This is a genomic window from Bacteroidota bacterium, from assembly GCA_016706255.1.
Classification (GTDB): Bacteria; Bacteroidota; Bacteroidia; order Chitinophagales; family BACL12; genus UBA7236.
Map to the genome: position 1 here is coordinate 1 of JADJJZ010000017.1, position 20,870 is coordinate 20,870.

Here is a 20,870-nt window from a genome sequence, read left to right on the forward strand (position 1 = left end):
TATCAGGAAGAGTAAAGCTACGCGGTTGGTTGGCGTCGCTGGAATTTAATTTTTATTTTTAATTTGATACATTTTCTAACAATCACGTTTTGTTTCACCACTACATGATTTTGCTGATTCTTGGGAGGCGGTTTTGCTACCATTATGTCACCGCTAATTGGTTTATCAGTTAAATTAAATTTTAATTACGATTGGTAGGTTTCTCTACCTAGCTCATTATTAATTATTGCACGTGTTTTTAACAAAAAGTTGTTGGAACATTGGATTTGCCTGATACAATTAATACTGTAATTGCACTCAAAAGGATAAAAAATATCAGGTTGTTTTTCATGGGTTGAAAGTTGGGATTTTGTTTTATAAACCTAAATCTTAAAATTAAACGCAAAACGATATTAATTAATTTGAATCATATCACATATATATGCAACAACTCTCCATCCACATCCATGGGTTGTTCGAATTTGGAAGCCAAGACAGGTTAGGAGGTTTATGGAGCTGGTGTTGGTGGGTAAAAGGGTGGCTAATATTTTGGCGGAGGAATCGTTTGTTTTGCGGGCTTATAAAATGGTGTTGGCGGCTTCGAAGGCGTAACCTGGGGACTGGAATTGTGGCATAAGGCAAAAACCTAAATCATAGTCGTCGAGGTAATTGCGTTTGATGTAGGAGATGATGCGATAGGTTTGTTTGCGTGTCGGTGATTGTTGCTACCCAATAATATAAATCGGGTAGTCTCATGATTTTGTTGATATAGGCGGCGGCATCATCGGAATTGCGGACTTTGGCGGTCGCCGATAAATTGAATCCAGCCGGGGAATTTAATATTTCAAGGACAAATAAATTATCCTCCGGCTGAATTAATTGCGGGTTAATCGTTGTGTTATAATTGGTTTGTGAAATGTAACATGATTAATAATTAACGCTGCTGTTGAATTAAATTTTCGTATTATTTTATGCAGAATGTAATCCGATTTTATTTCCTTCACTGTCAGTAAAATGTACATAAATCCATTTTTGCCAATTGCCGTTTTAGGTAAAGTTATTACGCCGCCCGGCTGCAGTAACTCTGTCTAAATTACATTCCAATCCTGCCCCCATTTAAATATACCAAGGCACCTTTTGCAGAAGGTTCATAACCTGCGCCTTTGATGATACATCCACCAATTGCACCTGATTGTAAATCGACAGGAAAAAGGCTGATTGCATACCCATTGCTTCCATAACAGGCATTTCTGCTGCTAAAATTGTTCCCGTAAAATTTTTTGCCTCGGTTGAAATCTAAACAGGAATTTCGAACCAGTTGATTGCGTTGCTCATAACATGATTATTTTAGGTTAAATTAAATTTATTTTCAAGATTTACATTTATAAGTATTAAGTTAATTTATACACGAATAATTTTGTGATAGTAACGATGCAGCGATTCCTAGCCGGATAGTATGGAGGCCGGGGAGGAGGGATTGTTTGATTTAGAAATTGAATTTGTTGATTTGGGTTATTCTTATGCCGCAGCTTACGATTAATACCCGGCCGGAATGGATAGCGGTTGAGATTGTGTGCTGGCTAACGCGGGAAGTTCATGCTTCAAAAAATATTTAAATTGAAGATTGAAGATTTGTTGATTTGGGTATTTTTCAAGAACGAAATTTATGATTGAAAATTGTCGATTTATTTTATAAAACTACTTTTATTGGATGATTTACAATAAGTAATAAATTTTATACCGGAAAGGTAATTAATGCCTTGCGCACACTTTCGCGGAATTCAGAATTTATTGATACCCATGGATAGCATTTTCGTGGTCGAAATATTGGATATTTTCAGTTGCCATATTACCTGCAGAGGTCGTCTGCCGCCATTGGACAACCTCCGGAGCCGCCTTGAGTAGCACCATCGAATCGGGTGCAGCCACTGTTATATGCGGCATCAATTTTTCCGGGCCAGGCATCGGGTGTGGTATGGAGATGTGCACCAAAATCTACTTCACGAAACTTGGGAATTAAATGTGTAAATCAATAATTTATACTTTCAGGATTTGCAACTTCCAATGGTATCGGCAAGCGAAACATATTTAATATTCATGGCAACGAGTTTTTCGACCCATTGCGCTGCAATTTCTGCACTCCACGGATCGCCATACGGATTACAAAACCCATGGAAATATAAAATCATAAGTTTTTTCCGTTATCGTCGCACAACTTTTTATTTCCTGCTGCATTCACACTTTCGGTGATACTGGAATTTATATTACGTTGTGAAATGTTTCAGAAATAGAAATGGAAAACCTAAATGGGTTATTGCCTCATATTTAACAGCATCTTCAGCACCACGCACATTACCAATAATGGCGAGTATTTCGATTTGGCATTTTTTAAATCGAGTTGGGCTAGAACCTCGGCTGTATCAGCCATTTGCGGGATTGCTTTTGGTGAAACAAAACTGCCGAAATCGATGGTATCGAAACCAACTTTAAGGAGTTGATTGATATAAGCCACTTTTTTATCCGTTGGAATAAAATCAGTACAAACCCTGCATGGCATCGCGCAGACATTCAACCAATCGTATGGATTTAGCAGTTGTGGGTGACATGATACAAATTTACTATTTAAATTTTTTGCTTTGGATTTTAGATAGGAACACCATTTTTATTAAAAGCGTTCAATAAAAATTACAATACCACATTTACAATTCGCCTTTCACAATGATTACTTTTTAGGTTCTTTTACCTTCTGTCCATTTAACAACAGCATCCAAAGCAAGCTGGTATTTTATTTCTGCTTCTTCCATATCCAGCGGCAATTCAATGTTTGCGCGCACTTTCCCGTTTATTGAAACCGGATAACTGAAATTACTTTCAGTAAGATAAGTGCCATCAAATTGTGGCCAATTGGTTTGATGAATAGATGTTAGTATATCCGCATTTTCCCATAATTCTTCGGTAATAAATGGTGCAAATGGTGCAATTACAATTAATTTTCGAGCACTTCACGTTTATAACATTTAGCTGCCTGCAATTCATTTACACAAATCATAAAATGCACTCACCGCTGTATTAAAGCTGAGTTTTTCGATATCTTCTCCGGCTTTTTATTTGTTTTATGCAATATTTTTAATTCAGCAGCAGTAGGTGTTTCCATTATTAACTCGAACAATTCCGTTTTCATCGATAAATAATCGCCACAGCTTGCGCAAAAATCCCTGCACTCGGTACCACCTTGGTATCCCAAGTTTTGGCATCGAGCGGACCTAAAAACATTTTCATACATGCGGAAACAATCTGCACCGTATTCGTTGATTACGTCATCGGGATTTACAGTATTGTGTTTTGATTTCGACATTTTTTCGGCTTCGCTGCCACAAAAATATTTTCCATCTTCCAAAATAAATTCTGCATCTCTAAAATCGGCTCTCCATGTTTTAAATTTTTCGATATCGAGCACATCATCTTTCACAAGTTTGGTATCAACACGTAATTCAGTTACTTCGTAATTTTGTTTTTGCGATTTGGTAACAAATAAATTTGTTCCGCTCACCCGATAAACAATTTTCGAAACACCCTGAATCATTCCCTGATTTACCAATCGTTTATACGGTTCATCTTTAGGCACAAAATTTAAATCGTATAAAAATTTATTCCACATACAGGAATACAATAAATGGCCAACGGCATGTTCAGTTCCGCCAATATAAAAATCGACATCCTGCCAATAATCTATTTTCGCTTTTGAGGCAAATTCACCGTTATTATCTACATCCATATACCGATAAAAATACCAACTGGAGCCCGCATAACCCGGCATGGTGTCGGTTTCACGGGTTTTTGCCGGAGCGAAATTTACCCATTCGGTAATACCTGACAATGGTGATTTTGCAGCGCCTGCAGGTTTATAACTTTCCACTTGTGGCAACAATAACGGCAATTCGTTTTCATCGAGTAATTGAGCAATACCATTTTCATAATAAATTGGAAATGGTTCGCCCCAATAACGCTGGCGAGAAAATCCGGCATCGCGCAAACGATAATTTACTCTGCGTTTACCTTTATGCTGATTTTCTATTTCGCTCAATATTTTATTAATCGCATCTTTTACTTCCATTCCGTTTAAAATTCGGAATTTATCATCGCCAATTTATCTTCACGCGAAACATTCGGATAAGCAGATTGATCAACCACCGAAATTATTTCGATGCCAAATTTTCTGCAAACGCAAAATCGCGATCATCGTTACTTAGCACTGCCATAATTGCCCGGTTCCATATCCTGCTAAAACATATTCTGCGATATAAATCGGAATATTTTTTCCATTAAAACGGATTCACTGCGTATGCACGGTAAATTCGCAAGTTACTTTTTAACTTCACTAATTCTATCGCGTTCACTTCTGCTTTTTACATATTAATATATTCTTCAATTGCGATACGTTGTTCTGCTGTAGTAATTGCATTTACCAAATCATGTTCCGGTGCCAACACCATAAATGTTGCACCAAAAATGGTGTCGGGACGCGTAGTAAATATTTCAACAATTTTATAGGAACCGCAACATTAAATTGCACTAATGCACCTTCACTTTTACCAATCCAGTTGCGTTGCATTTCTTTCATACTTTCACTGAAATCCACACGGTTAAGGCCTTCCAGCAAACGGTCGGCAAATTCGGTAATGCGCAAAAACCACTGACGCATTTTTATTTTTTCTACCGGATGCCCTCCCCTTTCGCTGACACCATCTTTAACTTCATCGTTGGCAAGTACGGTACCTAACATTTCGCACCACCAGATATCGGCATAATCGAGATAAGCCAAACGGAATTGCATTAATAATTTTTCGCGGTCAGCTTTATCATAATTTTTCCACGCTTCTGCATCAATTAAATCTGTGCATTTATCTAAAGCAAATAATCTGCTTGTTCCTTCTGCATTTAAAATGGTAATTAATGATTCGAGGTATTCTGATTTATTGGTAAATGGATTATACCAGCATTTAAATAATTGCGTAAAAATCCATTGTATCCATTTATAAAATTTCGGGTCGCTGGTTTTCACTTCGCGTGACCAGTCGTAACAAAATCCCATGCGCAATAATTGCTCACGGAAATAATCAATATTTTTTTCGGTGGTAACTGCAGGGTGCTGACCTGTTTCTATTGCATATTGTTCCGCAGGCAACCCAAAGGCATCGAATCCCATTGGATGGAGCACATTAAATCCCTGTAATCGTTTAAAACGCGCAATAATATCGCTGGCAACATAACCCAGAGGGTGACCAACGTGCAAACCGCTACCACTCAGGTGGAAACATATCTAACACATAATATTTCGGCCTGGTAGGGTTCTTTAGTGACCTTATACAAACCGGTGTTTTTCCATTTCTGATTCCACTTCTGTTCGAGTTCCTGAATGAGGTTTATTGAATAATCCATAATGCAAAGGTAATTAATGTGCTGATGTGCTAATGTGTTGATGTGCTGATTAACAGCCGATTTTGAGTAAAAATGTTATTCGCCCAATATACCGTATGCCCAATGGAACAGCCGGTTTGGAGTAAAAATGTTATTCGGAGCTGGAATGAATACTCAATTAAACAGCCGATTTGGAGTATGAATGTCATTTCAGAGTTGGACAATGTACAATGGAACCGCCGATTTGGAGTAAAAACAAAATTTGGAGTAACGTTGCGGCTAATCAATATTAGTCCGGATAAAAAATGCCGAACAGCCGATTAATGTGCTAATGGGCTGATGTGCTGATGTGCTAATTAAACAGCCGGTTAGGAGTACAATTGAAATTCGGAGCTCCGATTAGGGTTTAAAATTAATGTGCAGCTGTACCAATGGAACAGCCGATTTGGAGTAAAAATTAATTTCGTAGCTCACGTTGAGGCTAATCAATATTAGCCCGAGATGAAGTACCATTGGAACAACGGATAAGGGACTAAGATTTACATTCGAAGCTGCGATTTACCCTAATAAATATTAACCCCTGCTCCTAACCCAGGTAATTTCCTAACCTAAATTTCAATTTTACTTAAAAGTCCAACCTAACGACTCACCCCATTAGCTAATTTGCTAATCGGCTAATTTGCTAATTATCTACAATTCACCACAATGCATTGAGTTACTAACATGTTAAGGCATTGCGGGCAAGGAGGTTATGGCTTAAATTTGCCTCAATGTCGCAACAGGTAGGTAAATCGCTGCAGCGTAAACAAACGCATTATATCAACTCTATTCTCATTACTTCCCTTGCATTATTGATGTTGGGGTTGATGAGCATTTTGTTTATTTCATTTAAGTATGAAGAGGCCAATATCAAGGAAGATATGGTTATTTCGGCTTATTTGAAGGGAGGGTTTGACTGCAGACCGACATTGATAAACTGCTCAAAAAAATTGAATCGGAGTCGAGTGTTAAGGCGACAAAATTTATTTCGAAGGATGATGCGATGAAATTGTTTGAGGACAAGTTTAATGAGGATCCTACGGAAATTTTGGGAGATGTAAATCCCCTGCCGGCCTCGGTGGACGTGACTTTGGACGCTTCTGCGGTGAATGTTGATTCGATTAAATTGTTCAGAGAAAAATTGCAATTATATCCTGAAGTTACCCATACAAGAGCCAATGAGGAACTCATCAGTTCGGTGGATAATGACCTGAAAATAGCAGGATTTATTATTGCCGGGTTTAGCATCCTGTTTTTATTAATTTCCATTGCCATTATCGATAAAACCATACGCCTGAGCATGTATAGCAACCGCTTTTTGGTGCGCAGTATGCAACTGGTGGGTGCCACACGGTCATTTATAACGGGGCCTTATGTGCGTCGAAGTGTGATCAACGGACTGGTTTCGGCCTTTATAGCCCTGCTTTTATTGCTGATTGGGGTGATTTATGTCCATAATAATTTCAATTATTGGGATTTTAGTAACGGTACTATCAAAAGAGGTTTTATTTTTACATTTTTAATGCTGATTGGGGTGGGCGTGCTCATTACCTGGTTCAGCACCAGAAATTCGGTTCATAAATATATCAGGATGAAACTGGATGAACTGTATTAATAATTAAATTTGCAGCAAGATGGAAAATCAGCAACCCGCTAAGAAAGACAACACAAAATCAACAGCTCCTGCTACCACCGGTAAAATGGTTTTGGGCAGAGAAAATTATATACTTATTGGTGTTGGATTAATTGTAATCATCATCGGATTTATGTTGATGAGCGGTGGCAAAAGCGACGACCCGAATGTGTTTAATCCGGATGAGGTTTATAGCACCACCAGAATTACTGTTGCACCAATTGTTGTTATTCTTGGTTTTATCATTGAGATCTACGCTGTGTTTCACAGATCAAAAAAATAATACATCCTTATGACCATTATCGAAGCGGTTGTTCTTGCCATCGTGGAAGGAATAACTGAATTTTTACCCGTGTCGTCTACCGGCCATGATTATTGCTTCATCGCTCATGGGCATTGCGCACGATGATTTTACAAATCGTATACCGTTGCTATTCAATTTGGCGCTATTTTATCGGTGGTCGTTTTATACTGGAAGAAATTTTTTCAAAGTGTAAATTTTTATTTCAAACTATTTGTCGGATTTATTCCTGCTGCCATTTTGGGATTTTTATTAGGCGATCAAATTGATGCCATGCTCGAAAATGTAACGGTTGTTGCCATAGCATTAATTGCAGGTGGTGTGGTGTTATTATTTGTCGACCGTTTATTTGGTGCAGATATTACCGGTGACGTAAGCAGCACCGAAAAAATCGGATATAAAAATGCATTTGTGATTGGCGTATTTCAATGTATTGCCATGGTGCCGGGGGTATCACGTTCTGCCGCAACAATTATTGGCGGATTAACACAAAAACTCACCCGAAAAGTAGCAGCAGAATTTTCATTTTTTCTTGCCGTGCCAACCATGTTTGCCGCAACAGGATATAAATTGTATAAATTATACAGCGATGGCCCGGGATTTACTTCTGCCGATTACACCCCATTAATTATAGGTAATGTGGTTGCATTTATAATCGCCATTTTTGCCATGCGCAGTTTTGTTAATTTCCTCACCAAAAAAGGATTTAAAATATTTGGTTATTATCGCATTATTGTGGGCACCGTTATTTTAGTATTACTTGCTTTGGGTTACGATTTGCAGATTGTATAATATGTTTACACCTCAGGAATTAATCGAAGGAAAAATTATTTTAATTAATAAACCATTACGCTGGACGAGCCACGACGTAGTTGCAAAATTACGTTCACCAATTAAACGTTATTGCAGCGATAAAAAAATGAAAATCGGACATGCCGGAACACTCGATCCATTGGCGACCGGCTTATTATTATTACTTACCGGCAAAGCAACAAAACGCACAGAGTCGTTACAGGGGTTAGATAAAGAATATACCGGCACAATCACATTAGGCGCCAACACACCAAGTTATGATGCCGAAACTGCTGTGTCGGAAACGTTTTCTTTAGATGGAATTACTGAAGAAAAAATTTATGCTGCAGCACAACAATTTATTGGCGAGCAGGAACAAATGCCGCCGGTTTATTCATCGGTTCAGGTAAATGGTATTCGCGCTTATAACTATGCCCGCGAAGGCGAAACAGTTGAATTAAAAACGCGAACAATAACGCTTTTTAAATTTGAAATCACCGGTATTCGTTTGCCTGAAGTAGATTTTTAGTGCATTGTAGTAAGGGCACCTATATTCGCTCACTTGCATTTGATTTCGGTAAATTTTTGGGCTGCGGTGGTTATTTAACTGCACTTTGCAGAACCCGTGTTGGCGAATTTTTAATTGACGATGCTATTGAAATGGAAACCTTGTTGAAAGGAATTATTGTTGCCAAAACGGATGAATCTTTGTAATATTTTTACTGCGCTTTATACCCAATTATTTATGTTGCATTAATACAAACTCACCGTAGTGGTAGCTGAATAATTCTACGTAATTTTTACTGAGTGTTTCAACTTCGCCGCGCTGACAATAATAATACATGTAATTTCCATCCGGTTGTAAATCATGATTAAACGTTGCTAATTCCAAATTATAAAAATTACTTACATCTTTATGAAAATGTAATGAGTTATTAAAAATCCAGGAACAGTTTAAGGTAACTTTTTCTTTTTGGGGATGATGTTCATCTATCCATGTTAGCACGTCCTTTGTATGTGCATCGAACCACCAGTCGCGATAATACCTAAAGTTGGCTGTGTTAAAAAAGTGGATTAGTCCAATACACAAAAATACCGCTAAAATGAGGTTTCTCAGGCGTTGCTTTTGGGTAAAGATGTTACTTATTGTAATAATTACAATAAGTACAAATAGTGGATACATAAATATCGCACCACGGGCATTCAGGAAGGGGACATCAATGAGATGAAACTGTAAAATTGTAACGGTGATAATACCGCTCAAAACAAGGTAACAGATTACGCCAAAATTTGCTAAGGCTTTTAAACGATGTTTGATAAACTGTTGAATTACATAAGCACTTAAACCGATGTATACAATGATAAATAGTATGGTGAAAACAGTAGCGGGTTTAATTCCAAAATATAATTCACTGTAGCGCATCGCATCTACCAATGGCAGTAGTGTAGATTTATAAAAACTCTCCGTTCCCCAATATACAAACTGGTCGGTGCTCACCATTTTTTTTATTGGATTATAGATGATTGCAGCCAATACTATAATGGTTAAAAAAACAGGTAATATTTTTTTGAAAATATCTTTTTTGTTCGATTCGGTTAAAATAATAACCATAGTTAAAAACACCAATACCAGGTAATAATTGAGCAGGGTAAAATTAGCAAGAACGGCTAAGGCTGCGCTAATGTAGGTATAGGTTAAATGATGTATATTTTTTTGGGTGAGATATTGGTAGAACTTATAAATGGACAATACCATTAACCCGATGGACAAACCGTAACCGCGGGCTAAGGCGAAAAAATCGAGAAGGTAAGGGTTACAAACCAATATGAAAATACCACATAATACAAACCAAAATTCATTTCTGATTTTTTTTAATAATTCAACAGACACAAAAAATATAACACAAATGCCAGTAAATTGGTGAGGCGCACCGTAAAGGAAGTCACCCCAAATAATTGTGTAAATAATTTAATGCCCAGGGTATTTAATACATGGTTATTTGGGGAGGAATCTTTAGTATAAAAAATAATATCCCAAACCTTCAGCGGTGTATAATTAAAATAGGTTCCTGCCTCATCAATTGTCATAGGAATAATAATCGCTCTGGCGCATAGGTATGCCGTAAACAATAACCCTATAAACAGATAGATGTTATCATAATAAGGTTTATGCACAGGGCTGTTAGTCATCGATAGAAATTAATGGGCTACAAATCTTTACATTTGTTGCGTGATATGCAAGTTTTAAGAGATTTAAATCAGCTTCCCGACCTCTCGGGCTCAGTAATTACCATTGGTACGTTTGATGGGGTGCATACCGGCCATTACGAAATTATCCAAAAAATTACGGCTTCGGCCAAAGCTATTGATGGTAAAAGTGTGATTATTACATTTCATCCCCATCCGCGACATATCATCACCCCCGAATCACCTGTTTATTATTTAACCACCTTAGAGGAAAAAATTAAAATACTGGAGCAATACGGAGTGGATGTTGTGGTGGTGGTACCATTTTCACGCGAGTTTTCAGAAATCAGTGCAGAAGATTATGCCAAAACATTTTTGATCGGAAAATTTCATCCTGCAATTATTGTATTTGGCTATGACCATAAATTCGGGAAAGACCGTTCCGGAGATATTCATTTGCTGAAAAAAATTGCCGGTGATTATGCTATTCAAATTGAAGAAATTCCTGCACATGTAATCGACAGCGTTACGGTAAGTTCTTCAAAAATCAGAAATTATTTAAAAGAAGGAAATATCAGTGAAGCGAACGACTTACTGGGTTATCATTATGAAATTTCCGGCCCGGTAATTAAGGGCGATCAAATTGGCAGAACCTTGGGCTTCCCTACTGCAAATATTTATGTTGAAGAAAGTAATAAGCTGATACCGGCAGATGGTGTTTACCTGACTGCTGTGCATATTAAAAATAATCCGAATAAATATTATGGGTTATTGAGTATTGGCACACGACCTACCTTTAATAAAACTGAAAAACGTATTGAGGTAAATATCCTGAATTTCAGCGACACCATTTATGGTGAAACGATAACAGTGGAATTTTTGGCATTTATCAGAAAGATAAAAAATTCAAAGTGTAGATGCACTAGTAGCAGCAATGAACGAAGATAAAGCGCTGCAACTTTATTAATTAACTAATCAATTTATAAGTTAATTCTTTGAGCAGGGCACCGTGTTCTGTTTCCCCGTTTTCAACACCTTTGGAGCGTAAATCGTATTGTAATATGAGTTCGAAAATTTCTTCCACACGTTCTCTGCTATAATGTTTGCGGGCATTTCGAAATTCATTTTTTTGAGATGAATGTATGCCGTAAATTTTAAACATATCGAAATCGGTAACATCACCCCTAAAATTAAATGATATAATTTCTGATAAGCTGCGTGTATGTTGGCAATGGTCAGAATAAACGGATTTGCCTTTGGGTTATCATTAATATAATCTACAATAGTAAATACTTTAGTAGCATTTTTCATGAGCAGTGCACTTTGTAATTCGTACACATTATAATCTTTACTGATGCCAATATTTTTTTCAATCTGCTCAACGGTAATTTGTCCGTTAGCCGGAAGGTTAATACATAATTTATCGAGCTCATTGGTCATTTTCGACAAATCGGTGCCGAGGTAATCAATGAGCACGCGTATCGCTTTACTATCTGCCGTTACTTTTTTTCTTTTTAAATAATTATCAATAAAAATCGGCACATCTGCTTCCTTTAGAGTTTCTGATTCGTAAACCAGTCCTTTTTCCTTTATTTGTTTAAATAACTTTTTACGCGCATCATATTTTCCGTCCTTATAACAAATTACTAAAATAGTGGTTGGCGATGCACGTTCAACGTAGGTTTCCAGTTTGTCGAGTTCACTGCCACGGGTTTTCATCATTTGTGCTTCGCGGAGGATAACCAGATTAAAATCAGCGAACATAGGAAAACGCATAGCAGCATCCATAACCTGTTGCGGATTGCTGTCTTTACCGTAAAAAATAGAGCAGTTAAAATCTTTTTGTTCAGGGGTAAGGATATTGTCCTCCATGTATTCGCTCAATTTGTCGATATAATACGATTCATCCCCGTGCAGTAAATAAACGGGTTTAAATTTTCTGGCTTTTATATCGGCAATCAGGTCGCGGTAGTCCATAGTGCAAAGCTAATTAATTGTAAATTTACGGCGGCATGGAAATCCGCTTTTCGAAATACGATTTCAACATTACATCGGATGCAGCACAGCAGTTCATTTTCGACATCATCAGAAAAAAAAATGTGGTGCTAACGCCCGAGGAATGGGTGCGCCAGCATATTGTGCATTACCTCATCAATGATTATGGTTTTCCCAAATCGCTCATCAGCCTCGAAAAACTAATATTGGTTGTTGTGTGGATTTAGAAAAGGAAAGGTTACTTTTTTAGAAGAATTACCGGAGCTTTCGGTTTTATTACCCAAATTAAAATCCGAATAATTACTTTTTTACTTCTTTATGATTGTAAGGGCAATGTAAACATCCGTTTCCGCAACAGTAACCGCGTTCCAGTAAGTATTTTTCGGTGAATACGAGGAGGCCGTCTTTGTTGATGTAATAATCTATGTTTTCGATTAGGGGTGTGGTGGGCATATTTCGACGTTAAGGAGGGAACGCTGAACCCGGCAGGCGGGTCGCGGATTTTAGCTGATGTAAACTGATTTTTTTGGTTGGATCGGTAAAGGATACCCGCAAGTGGGACGCTGATTTTTTTAAATTGGATAAATGGATGTTTTTAGGAACGCTGAACCCGGCAAGCGGGTCGCGGATTTTGTTGGATTTAGGCTGATTTTTTAGAATGTATAAATAGATTTTTAAATGAAACTCGCTGATTTTTTTATATTGGATAAATGGATGTTTTTTGGAACGCTGAACCCGGCTAGCGGGTCGCTGATTTTTTTATAATAATGTATAAATGGGTTTATTAAAGATTGACGCTGTTTTATTTATATTGTATTAATGCCGGTTAGATTGATTGATATTGATATTGATATTGATATTGATATTGATATTGATTTTTACAATTAAAAATAGCGCATCCCAGTATAATTAAATGGGGTTATGCCGCGTAATTGTTCTTTTATGTCTTCAGTTACATCTAAACCGTTTATGAATTCCTGCATGGTGGCTTTTGTAATGGTTTGACCGTTGCGGGTTAGGTTTTTTAAGGCTTCGTAAGGTTGGGGGTAATTTTCTCTGCGGAGAATGGTTTGAATGGCTTCGGCAATTACGGCCCAGTTATTATCTAAATCGTCGTGAATTTTTGTTTCGTTCACTTGTAATTTTTTTAATCCACGGGATATCGATTTAAATGCGAGGATGGTGTGCGCCATTGGCACTCCGATGTTGCGCAATACAGTTGAATCTGTTAAATCGCGCTGTAATCGGGAAATCGGCAATTTTGCAGAAAGGTGTTCAAACATGGCATTGGCGATACCTAAATTACCTTCTGCATTTTCGAAATCGATTGGATTTACTTTATGCGGCATCGCTGAAGAACCTACTTCATCTTTATTAATGCGCTGTTTAAAATAATCCATCGAAATATATGTCCAGAAGTCGCGGCTCATATCAATTAAAATCGTATTAATTCTTTTAAGCCATCAAATGCGGCTGCCATATTATCATAATGTTCAATTTGTGTGGTATAACGGCAGCGTTCCAAACCTAAACGTGAAGAAACAAAATCATCGGCGAAAGAAATCCAGTCGATATCGGGATAAGCAACAAAATGTGCATTAAAATTACCGGTAGCACCGCCAAATTTTGCACTAAACGGAATGGCATTAAATACATTACGTTGTTTACTAAGGCGCTCAATAAATACCCTTACTTCTTTACCCAGCATTGTTGGTGAAGCGGGCTGACCGTGTGTTCGTGCAAGCATTGGTATTTTAGTCCACTGAATGGCTAATTCACTCAACGTATTAATTAAATCTTCCAGCATTGGAGCATATACATCAATTAATGCATCGCGCAATGAAATGGGGATAGCGGTATTATTTATATCCTGAGAGGTTAAACCAAAATGAATAAATTCTTTCCATTTTCCAAATCCTAATTCATCAAATTTATCTTTTATAAAATATTCAACCGCTTTTACGTCGTGATTAATTTTACTTTCAATGGCTTTAATTTGCTGACATTCTTCAACATTAAATTTCTTATAAATATTTCTTAACTTACCTCTATTGTCAGAATCGAAGTCTTTTAATTGTTGAATGGGCAATTCCGTCATGGCGATAAAATATTCCACCTCCACATAAATTCTGAACTTCATCAGAGCATATTCTGAGAAATACTGACCCAGTTCAGCTACTTTACTATGGTAACGGCCATCTATAGGCGAAATATTCAACAATTCGCGTTCATCCATTGGATTCAAATTTTAGGGTGCAAAGTTACGGAAAATAGGGGGATATGGGGGATTTCAAAGCCAAATGCCTGATTAGTGCGAGGTATTGAATGAAAAAAGTGTGGTTTAATCCCGTAAAATGTCAAAATCCTGCAACTGCATACACTTAAAATGGCTTTTGGGGCAGACTTCAAAACCGATTTTGGAACATGGGCGGCAGCTAGTCCGTTTACTTCTAAAATTTTATGGGAAGCACGTTGTGCTTGCAGCGAATTGGTGTTACCAAAATAGGGATACATACCAAATTCTGGAATGGTGTTACCCCAAATTGAAATAATATCTTTTTTTAATGCTGCAGCAATATGCATCATTCCTGTATCATGCGCAATTACTTTTTGTGCCTGTTGTAAAATGGAAGCACTTTGATTCAGTGTATATTTTCCGCAGGCATTATACATGTTGTTTGATGATTGCGTTACAATTGAATCACCCATAGCAGTATCTTCTTTCCCACCAATTAAAATAATAGGATATTTCAACTGATTACACAATTCAACGGCTTTATTTAAAGGTAATTTTTTGGTGTTGTGCATTGCACCGATCACAAATGCTATATATCCGCGGTGGAATGTTTCAGGTAAAGTTGTTATGTCAACATGTCCGTGAGATGGTATAAAATAATCCAGTCCATTACCATCATTTGTTACCCCAAAATCTTTAGTTGTTTCAAGATAGCGGTCAACAATATGTTTTGCTGGCAATTTGTTGATTTTGAATTTTACAATCATCCATTTTTTAAAATTTAATTTATTAAATGAGCGATGTTCAATGCCTAAATTTGTTTTAATTAAAATGTTCTGAGGTTATGATGTAAATCAATAATTAAATCAAACTTTTCTGCATCTAAACGTTCTAAGAGGTCGGGTAATTTTTTTTCCTCAAAAGCATGAATTTTATCGACATAGGGATTTGCTTCCAATAAACTTACATATTGCGATTTTGTTGCATAGTGAATTGCCGCATTTGGAAAATGGGTTTTTATACAACGAATTACCGGCGTAGTGAGCACAATATCACCAATTGAGCTAAACCTGATTATCAGAATCTTTTCCGGCATTTGTAAATTTGCAGCAAATATCTGAAATGTTAGGCTTAAAATTACCCACCGACCCCGCTGGGTGAATCTTGCGGAAAAAGTCTGGAAGAAATACTTACGGACCACGCCTATTGTGAACAAAGGCAGCTTCTTCATGCATATCGCTGGTGCAAATATTTCCGGACAGGGAAGAACTGGTAGAGGCTGTGTCGCCAATTGTTACGGAGGAATGGGGGCATTTTCGTATGGTATTAAAAGAATTAAAAAAGCGCAACTTGAAATTGGGAAAACAACGTAATGATGTTTATGTGCAAGCCCTCAAATTTCAAATAAAAGGTGGCAACCGCGATCAGCAATTGTTAGAAAAATTATTGATGTGTGCCCTCATAGAAGCCAGAAGCTGCGAACGTTTCAGGTTGTTGAGTGAAGGGCTTGAAGATGCCGCTTTACGCAGTTTTTATCACGAATTTATGGTTAGTGAAGCGGGACATTACACCCTGTTTATCGAACTTGCGAATACTTATTGTGGGAAGGAAAAAGTGAAAATTCGCTGGCAACAATGGTTGGATTATGAAGCGGAGGTCATGAAAAAAATGGAATTAAGTGGCTCAAACATCCACTAAATCAGCATGCTGCACAATATTTTAACTGCTTTTTCGTCATATTATCTATTCAAAAAATGTTATTAAACAGTTGGTATTTAAGGTATAATGCCCTGGCTAATTACCCAAATAACGAAAATCCATATATTCGTACTTTAAATCAGCAAAACAGCAAAAAATACAGCCTTATGAATGAAATGCAAGACAACAATTTAACCCTCAGGGATATTCAACTTGAGCAAGCGCGGTTTATGACCAGAGTATATACCTGGATGGCATTTGCTTTAACCATTACCGGTGCAATTGCTTATATCGTTGCAGGAACACCAAGTTTGGTTTACGCAATTGTGAGCAACCAACTTTTATTTTTTGGATTAATCATCGCTGAAATTGTTTTAGTGGGTTATCTCGCTACGGCAGTTGCAAAAATGTCAGCCCAACGTGCCACAGCATTATTTATCGGATATGCCGTTTTAAACGGATTAACCCTTTCGGTTATATTTTTGGCCTACACACTTGGTTCTATAGCTTCTACATTTTTTGTAACAGCGGGAACATTCGGAATAATGAGTGCTTATGGCTATTTTACGAAAAAAGATTTAACCTCAATGGGTAATTTATTAATGATGGCATTACTCGGATTAATTATTGCCTCAGTAGTAAATATCTTTTTGAAAAGTGAAATGTTATACTGGATTGCCACTTATGCGGGTATTTTAATTTTTGTGGGTTTAACAGCTTATGATACGCAAAAAATTAAAAACATGAATATTATAGGCAATGAAGGCACTGAAGAAGATAGAAAAGAAGCGGTAATGGGTGCCCTTATACTTTACCTCGATTTTATTAATTTATTTTTAATGCTGTTGCGTTTATTCGGAAGAAGAAAATAAACAATTGCAAATTATATATAAAGCGCCGTCAGGAAACTTTCGGCGCTTTTTATTTTTCGGAATAGGGTTCAATAAATTTAATATTACGTTGCAAGCCGGTAAATTTTGTTCTTTTTACTGCAGATTTTTTAAAGAGTAGATTAAATACTTCCGCAGTAATTTCTTCCCAGTCCTGTTGCTCCATTTCCTCCAATTGTGCACTTGCATTAAACTTAGGTTCCTGATGTTTTGTTGAAAAACGATTCCAGGGGCAAACCGTTTGACAAATATCACAACCAAATATCCAATTGTCCATTTTACCTGCAAACTGCTCAGGAATATTAGTATCTTTTAATTCGATGGTTAAATAGGAAATACATTTAGATGCATCTATCTGATAAGGTGTATCTAATGCACCGGTTGGGCAGGCTTCAAAAATATGTAATCCCGGCAACTGCATGGCAATTAATTTATCCTGCAACTCTCCCTTCAATCGGTTATAAAATATAGATGATTTTGCATTGGCACCCATGGCCGAAATAATCAAATACTGACGGGCATTATTATTTTTCGCCAGTTTGGCAATACGTAATGGTCGGTACATATCCGCTTCGCGATAGGCTTCCTTGTTATTATTTACATTTTTATTTGTAGTTCCCAAACAACAATACACATCTGCGTTTGCATAAAGTGCTGCATAATTTTCCAGGTCGGAAAAATCAGTTAAAATATTTGGCTTATCATTAAGTTGGTAGATTTGTTTGCAGACAAAACATTACTTCATCATAATAATTATCGTTACATAATTATTGTAACAATACAGACCAGTTAATCCCGAAGCGCCAAACAATAGTGCACGATGGTTGCACACATAGGAAGGCGTTTAAACTTTTATTCCGAAAGCAGGAGAAATATATGCTGCTGCGAAAAAAAGAAAGCTGCTGATATTTCCTATGGTAATTCCCAGTTATAAAGATAAAACTTTCAATTTTATTTCCGGATAATGAATCACCTCGGTTCTGTATTGTGCAAACCTTGCGGAATAGTTTCGGCAGTATGAAGAAACTATAAGAATATTCAATAAGCCTTATTAGTAATCCTGACGTTTTCCAGTTAAGGAGCGTTTTGTTTCTAGGCTGTTACATTATACACCTTAGCAGGTAAGGGCGACCGATGGTATTATTTTTAATAATTGTTTTATAGGTGATTTTTTGGCGGAGCGTTAATTGATGTATTTTATTGGTAGGTTGTCCGCTTCATTCCAAGCAGCATAAATGGCGCTGAGATTGCGGGATTCTTTTTTCCGTAAAATCGGCCCGAATTTTCCAGCTTATCCGGTAACCGTAAATCATCCGATCCAAAAATGATTATATTTTCGTTCGCATAATCAATACCTAAATTTCTGGCAACCCGCTGCGCCGCTGTTTGGTAGGTAATTGTAATGGAATTATTGTGCTATGAGTTGCTGCAATTGATTACATAGTTAAATGAATTATCAGTGCACCGCAATAATCGATAACAATTAATTCCCAATTAGTCGATAACTTTGATTTATGATCTCTCTATAGCATCAGGAAGATACTTTCCGAGTGTAAACAGGGCATAATTATGGAAAAACGTGGGTTAGTCATTTTTAAAAATTGCGGACTTCCCTTTCTCACATTTAATATAACAAATTAGAGAATCCGATGTATTTTATATTCATACCACCAAATTTTCTGATGGCAAAATCGCGTTTTACGGGGAATAAATTTTCAATAATAAAACAGGACTGTCATTGCACACCTTTATCAGATACCACTTCTTCATCAAATATTTTCCCGAGGACACGGGTGGATGTTCAACAATGTATTCCGGAATAAACCTAGCTACTCCGGCTCCTTTCCGTAAAGGCGTCAGTAAGCATAACAAATTCTTCGCGGTATCGCCATAAGTAGTAGCCAGCCCGATCGTTCCATCAAAGTGATTTTACCATCGTAAGCCGATTTTGCGAATTACCATTTCCGATACTCACCTTTGCTGTTGAACAGATGATATGGTTTGTAACCGTTACAGGATATTGTTTAAGCTTAGCTGCTGTTCAAGTGGTGGGATTTTAAATGAAAAATATCAATTTCCGGATAATTGTCTGCCGTTTGAATAATTGTTGAATAAAATCCGGCGCGGAGTTTAAATCATCAACACCGATACATCAATTCGCCTGGGCATTGGCCATATGGCATTACGGCTTTTCGGTTCACTTTTGCATACATGGGAGTCAAGCGAATATCAGTATTTTGCATACTTATTGCGAAGTACTATAGTATCTGATTTGTAAATCAGTAATCTGGGTGCACAACAAATTAAATTGTCAAATCTGGGTTCCAGCAATCTGGCAGGTCAAATATCTGCCGTTAATGGTCGACAGCGGATGCTCAAGTTCTTCCGTTTGGTTTCTGCCTGCCGAAATAAAATATTACCAACAGTTTGAGCGGCAGAGTAAAATAAACATAATCATTAATGGCCATACGACAGACTGCCCCAAGATGATATTCACCCATCGCCAAATAAAATTATAAAACACCATAAATAGCAACAAGGTAAATGGCGTCAGATACGGTTGAGTTTGGTAGAAATTATGATGGTAAAAAATAGGAACAAACAATCCAAAAATGGAACCAGTAAATCTGTAGGATTTGTCTGCAAAAAAATTAATAGGACTAAACAAAAATTGCAAAATAATAAACGGATAATCACATTACCATATCCATATAGCTAGTCCACATAACATTACCATAACTTAACGAGGCCTGCACTTAGCGGTTGCAATTAAGGATTCAGCCGTAGTTGAAGGAGATAATGGTTGTTCTACCGGAAACATATCGCAAAACGTCTAGATAACCTTATAATCGTAGTAAACAATGGCCCCACCATAAGGGGATCTTACAGCAACGCAGTTTATAAGCTGCCAGTTGGCGAGCTTTGAGCACGGAAATACCATCACGATTAATTGCACAACAGATAGCACAAATTAAATACTGCCAATAATTAAAGATTCCATTCCATAGCTTCATAATTAAAATTAATAGAATCCGTTAAAAACAACACAAAGCCAAAAATAACAAATGCCTCACGCAAGTGCCGTCGTGTAAACGGTTGAAACGGCCCCTGGTAACACGAAAACGCTGCTGCGCGTTCTTTCACTACGGCATTAAATTCAGGATTAGCTACTTTACATGCTCTGATAAATAACATCAGTGCTACTACATACAGAAAATGCAGAAAAACGCACTTAAACGACCGGAGCTATTCAAACAAATGGGGCCAATAAATATTGTCATATAATATAAGATAGGAGATATTTCGGATGATGTTTCGGGATATTGCCAGGCCAATCATAAATGCACATATAAATCAGTATCGGGTAAATAAGGCAGATAATTAAAAAAGCTGTCGCCAATTACCAGAAAAAACTAAAATGAAAATGGCAACCAACAGGATGATAGTTTTTGTTGAGATGCAAAAACACATCACCGTCAAATAAAGTAAATAAGTGGGATACGCCAATGTAAAAAGAGAAAAATGAGGTAATCGTGCACATTCAATATTTTTCGGAAATGGTCTTCGTTCAAGTTTCCGGTTTTAATTTTCTTTAGTAAGGCTCTTTTCTTTTTCGTTGCCTTAAAAACGAAAATTAAGTAATCTTTCCTTCAGGTAAATTTCTGCTGTAATACATTTTCATGAGCATCCACCAATGGGGAA

Annotated in this window: 16 protein-coding genes and 6 pseudogenes; 8 read left to right on the plus strand and 14 right to left on the minus strand. The window is 37.1% G+C overall.

Annotated features, from left to right (window positions below; genetic code table 11):
- Positions 1 to 2,024: 2,024 nt before the first annotated feature.
- From IPI65_16230 to IPI65_16255, 6 genes and pseudogenes are all read right to left on the minus strand, one after another.
- The gene (locus IPI65_16230) at positions 2,025 to 2,168 is read right to left on the minus strand and encodes a hypothetical protein (GenBank protein MBK7443007.1); all 144 of its coding nucleotides are present in this window, start codon (positions 2,166 to 2,168) and stop codon (positions 2,025 to 2,027) included.
- 122 nt (positions 2,169 to 2,290) lie between these two features.
- A complete protein-coding gene (locus tag IPI65_16235) occupies positions 2,291 to 2,536 on the minus strand; it encodes a hypothetical protein (GenBank protein MBK7443008.1) in 246 nt (81 codons plus the stop codon).
- 172 nt (positions 2,537 to 2,708) lie between these two features.
- Entirely contained in the window at positions 2,709 to 2,966 is a 258-nt protein-coding gene (locus IPI65_16240; GenBank protein MBK7443009.1) for a class I tRNA ligase family protein, read from the minus strand.
- A gap of 71 nt (positions 2,967 to 3,037) precedes the next feature.
- The gene (locus IPI65_16245; GenBank protein ID MBK7443010.1) at positions 3,038 to 4,093 is read right to left on the minus strand and encodes a class I tRNA ligase family protein; all 1,056 of its coding nucleotides are present in this window, start codon (positions 4,091 to 4,093) and stop codon (positions 3,038 to 3,040) included.
- 132 nt (positions 4,094 to 4,225) lie between these two features.
- Positions 4,226 to 4,312 (minus strand): hypothetical protein, encoded by an 87-nt coding sequence (locus IPI65_16250; GenBank protein MBK7443011.1) that lies wholly within the window; start codon positions 4,310 to 4,312, stop codon positions 4,226 to 4,228.
- A 129-nt stretch (positions 4,313 to 4,441) separates the two neighbouring features.
- A pseudogene (locus tag IPI65_16255) lies at positions 4,442 to 5,297 on the minus strand (class I tRNA ligase family protein).
- Positions 5,298 to 6,352: 1,055 nt separating this feature from the next.
- On the opposite strand from IPI65_16255, the gene IPI65_16260 reads away from it, so the two are divergent.
- From IPI65_16260 to truB, 4 genes and pseudogenes are all read left to right on the plus strand, one after another.
- Positions 6,353 to 7,051 (plus strand): hypothetical protein, encoded by a 699-nt coding sequence (locus tag IPI65_16260; GenBank protein MBK7443012.1) that lies wholly within the window; start codon positions 6,353 to 6,355, stop codon positions 7,049 to 7,051.
- Between the two features lie 19 nt (positions 7,052 to 7,070).
- On the plus strand, positions 7,071 to 7,352 hold the full coding sequence (locus IPI65_16265; GenBank protein MBK7443013.1) for a DUF3098 domain-containing protein: 282 nt from the start codon (positions 7,071 to 7,073) through the stop codon (positions 7,350 to 7,352).
- A gap of 9 nt (positions 7,353 to 7,361) precedes the next feature.
- Positions 7,362 to 8,162: pseudogene (locus IPI65_16270) on the plus strand (undecaprenyl-diphosphate phosphatase).
- Between the two features lies 1 nt (position 8,163).
- Positions 8,164 to 8,876 (plus strand): annotated as a pseudogene (gene truB / locus IPI65_16275) (tRNA pseudouridine(55) synthase TruB).
- Between the two features lie 25 nt (positions 8,877 to 8,901).
- Here the strand turns inward: truB and IPI65_16280 are convergent.
- Positions 8,902 to 9,918 (minus strand): hypothetical protein, encoded by a 1,017-nt coding sequence (locus tag IPI65_16280; GenBank protein ID MBK7443014.1) that lies wholly within the window; start codon positions 9,916 to 9,918, stop codon positions 8,902 to 8,904.
- Positions 9,919 to 10,034: 116 nt separating this feature from the next.
- A complete protein-coding gene (locus IPI65_16285) occupies positions 10,035 to 10,352 on the minus strand; it encodes a hypothetical protein (protein ID MBK7443015.1) in 318 nt (105 codons plus the stop codon).
- 12 nt (positions 10,353 to 10,364) lie between these two features.
- On the opposite strand from IPI65_16285, the gene IPI65_16290 reads away from it, so the two are divergent.
- Positions 10,365 to 11,297, plus strand: a complete 933-nt coding sequence (locus IPI65_16290) for a bifunctional riboflavin kinase/FAD synthetase (GenBank protein ID MBK7443016.1) — start codon at positions 10,365 to 10,367, stop codon at positions 11,295 to 11,297.
- Positions 11,298 to 11,336: 39 nt separating this feature from the next.
- Here the strand turns inward: IPI65_16290 and holA are convergent, their stop codons facing one another.
- Positions 11,337 to 12,326 (minus strand): DNA polymerase III subunit delta, encoded by a 990-nt coding sequence (gene holA, locus IPI65_16295; protein MBK7443017.1) that lies wholly within the window; start codon positions 12,324 to 12,326, stop codon positions 11,337 to 11,339.
- 35 nt (positions 12,327 to 12,361) lie between these two features.
- Between holA and IPI65_16300 the strand changes: the two genes are divergently transcribed.
- Positions 12,362 to 12,571, plus strand: coding sequence for a type I restriction enzyme HsdR N-terminal domain-containing protein (locus IPI65_16300; GenBank protein MBK7443018.1), 210 nt, complete (start codon positions 12,362 to 12,364; stop codon positions 12,569 to 12,571).
- A gap of 73 nt (positions 12,572 to 12,644) precedes the next feature.
- Here IPI65_16300 and IPI65_16305 read toward each other — a convergent pair whose 3' ends face one another.
- The 3 genes and pseudogenes from IPI65_16305 to IPI65_16315 all read right to left on the minus strand — a co-directional run bounded on the left by IPI65_16305 (position 12,645) and on the right by IPI65_16315 (position 15,676).
- Positions 12,645 to 12,797 (minus strand): hypothetical protein, encoded by a 153-nt coding sequence (locus IPI65_16305; protein MBK7443019.1) that lies wholly within the window; start codon positions 12,795 to 12,797, stop codon positions 12,645 to 12,647.
- 431 nt (positions 12,798 to 13,228) lie between these two features.
- A pseudogene (gene purB, locus IPI65_16310) lies at positions 13,229 to 14,580 on the minus strand (adenylosuccinate lyase).
- Positions 14,581 to 14,685: 105 nt separating this feature from the next.
- Positions 14,686 to 15,676 (minus strand): annotated as a pseudogene (locus IPI65_16315) (glycosyltransferase family 9 protein).
- A gap of 26 nt (positions 15,677 to 15,702) precedes the next feature.
- Between IPI65_16315 and IPI65_16320 the strand changes: the two are divergent.
- Both IPI65_16320 and IPI65_16325 read left to right on the plus strand, forming a co-directional pair.
- Positions 15,703 to 16,278, plus strand: a pseudogene (locus IPI65_16320) (tRNA-(ms[2]io[6]A)-hydroxylase).
- Between the two features lie 167 nt (positions 16,279 to 16,445).
- Positions 16,446 to 17,150: a Bax inhibitor-1/YccA family protein gene (locus IPI65_16325; protein ID MBK7443020.1), complete on the plus strand. Its 705-nt coding sequence runs from the start codon at positions 16,446 to 16,448 to the stop codon at positions 17,148 to 17,150.
- A 49-nt stretch (positions 17,151 to 17,199) separates the two neighbouring features.
- On the opposite strand, the gene IPI65_16330 is transcribed toward IPI65_16325, so the two are convergent.
- Both IPI65_16330 and IPI65_16335 read right to left on the minus strand, forming a co-directional pair.
- A complete protein-coding gene (locus IPI65_16330; protein MBK7443021.1) occupies positions 17,200 to 17,733 on the minus strand; it encodes a hypothetical protein in 534 nt (177 codons plus the stop codon).
- A 2,423-nt stretch (positions 17,734 to 20,156) separates the two neighbouring features.
- The gene (locus IPI65_16335) at positions 20,157 to 20,363 is read right to left on the minus strand and encodes a hypothetical protein (protein MBK7443022.1); all 207 of its coding nucleotides are present in this window, start codon (positions 20,361 to 20,363) and stop codon (positions 20,157 to 20,159) included.
- Positions 20,364 to 20,870: the final 507 nt, after the last annotated feature.

Excerpts from the sequence above, each read along its gene's own strand:
- IPI65_16230 (MBK7443007.1), bottom strand. The coding sequence starts at position 2,168 with ATGATTTTATATTTCCATGGGTTTTGTAATCCGTATGGCGATCCGTGG.
- IPI65_16235 (MBK7443008.1), bottom strand. The coding sequence starts at position 2,536 with ATGCCATGCAGGGTTTGTACTGATTTTATTCCAACGGATAAAAAAGTG.
- IPI65_16245 (MBK7443010.1), bottom strand. The coding sequence starts at position 4,093 with ATGGAAGTAAAAGATGCGATTAATAAAATATTGAGCGAAATAGAAAAT.
- IPI65_16265 (MBK7443013.1), top strand. The coding sequence starts at position 7,071 with ATGGAAAATCAGCAACCCGCTAAGAAAGACAACACAAAATCAACAGCT.
- IPI65_16280 (MBK7443014.1), bottom strand. The coding sequence starts at position 9,918 with ATGGTATTGTCCATTTATAAGTTCTACCAATATCTCACCCAAAAAAAT.
- IPI65_16285 (MBK7443015.1), bottom strand. The coding sequence starts at position 10,352 with ATGACTAACAGCCCTGTGCATAAACCTTATTATGATAACATCTATCTG.
- IPI65_16290 (MBK7443016.1), top strand. The coding sequence starts at position 10,365 with ATGGGCTACAAATCTTTACATTTGTTGCGTGATATGCAAGTTTTAAGA.
- holA (MBK7443017.1), bottom strand. The coding sequence starts at position 12,326 with ATGGACTACCGCGACCTGATTGCCGATATAAAAGCCAGAAAATTTAAA.
- IPI65_16300 (MBK7443018.1), top strand. The coding sequence starts at position 12,362 with ATGGAAATCCGCTTTTCGAAATACGATTTCAACATTACATCGGATGCA.
- IPI65_16305 (MBK7443019.1), bottom strand. The coding sequence starts at position 12,797 with ATGCCCACCACACCCCTAATCGAAAACATAGATTATTACATCAACAAA.
- IPI65_16325 (MBK7443020.1), top strand. The coding sequence starts at position 16,446 with ATGAATGAAATGCAAGACAACAATTTAACCCTCAGGGATATTCAACTT.
- IPI65_16330 (MBK7443021.1), bottom strand. The coding sequence starts at position 17,733 with ATGTACCGACCATTACGTATTGCCAAACTGGCGAAAAATAATAATGCC.
- IPI65_16335 (MBK7443022.1), bottom strand. The coding sequence starts at position 20,363 with ATGTTATTTATCAGAGCATGTAAAGTAGCTAATCCTGAATTTAATGCC.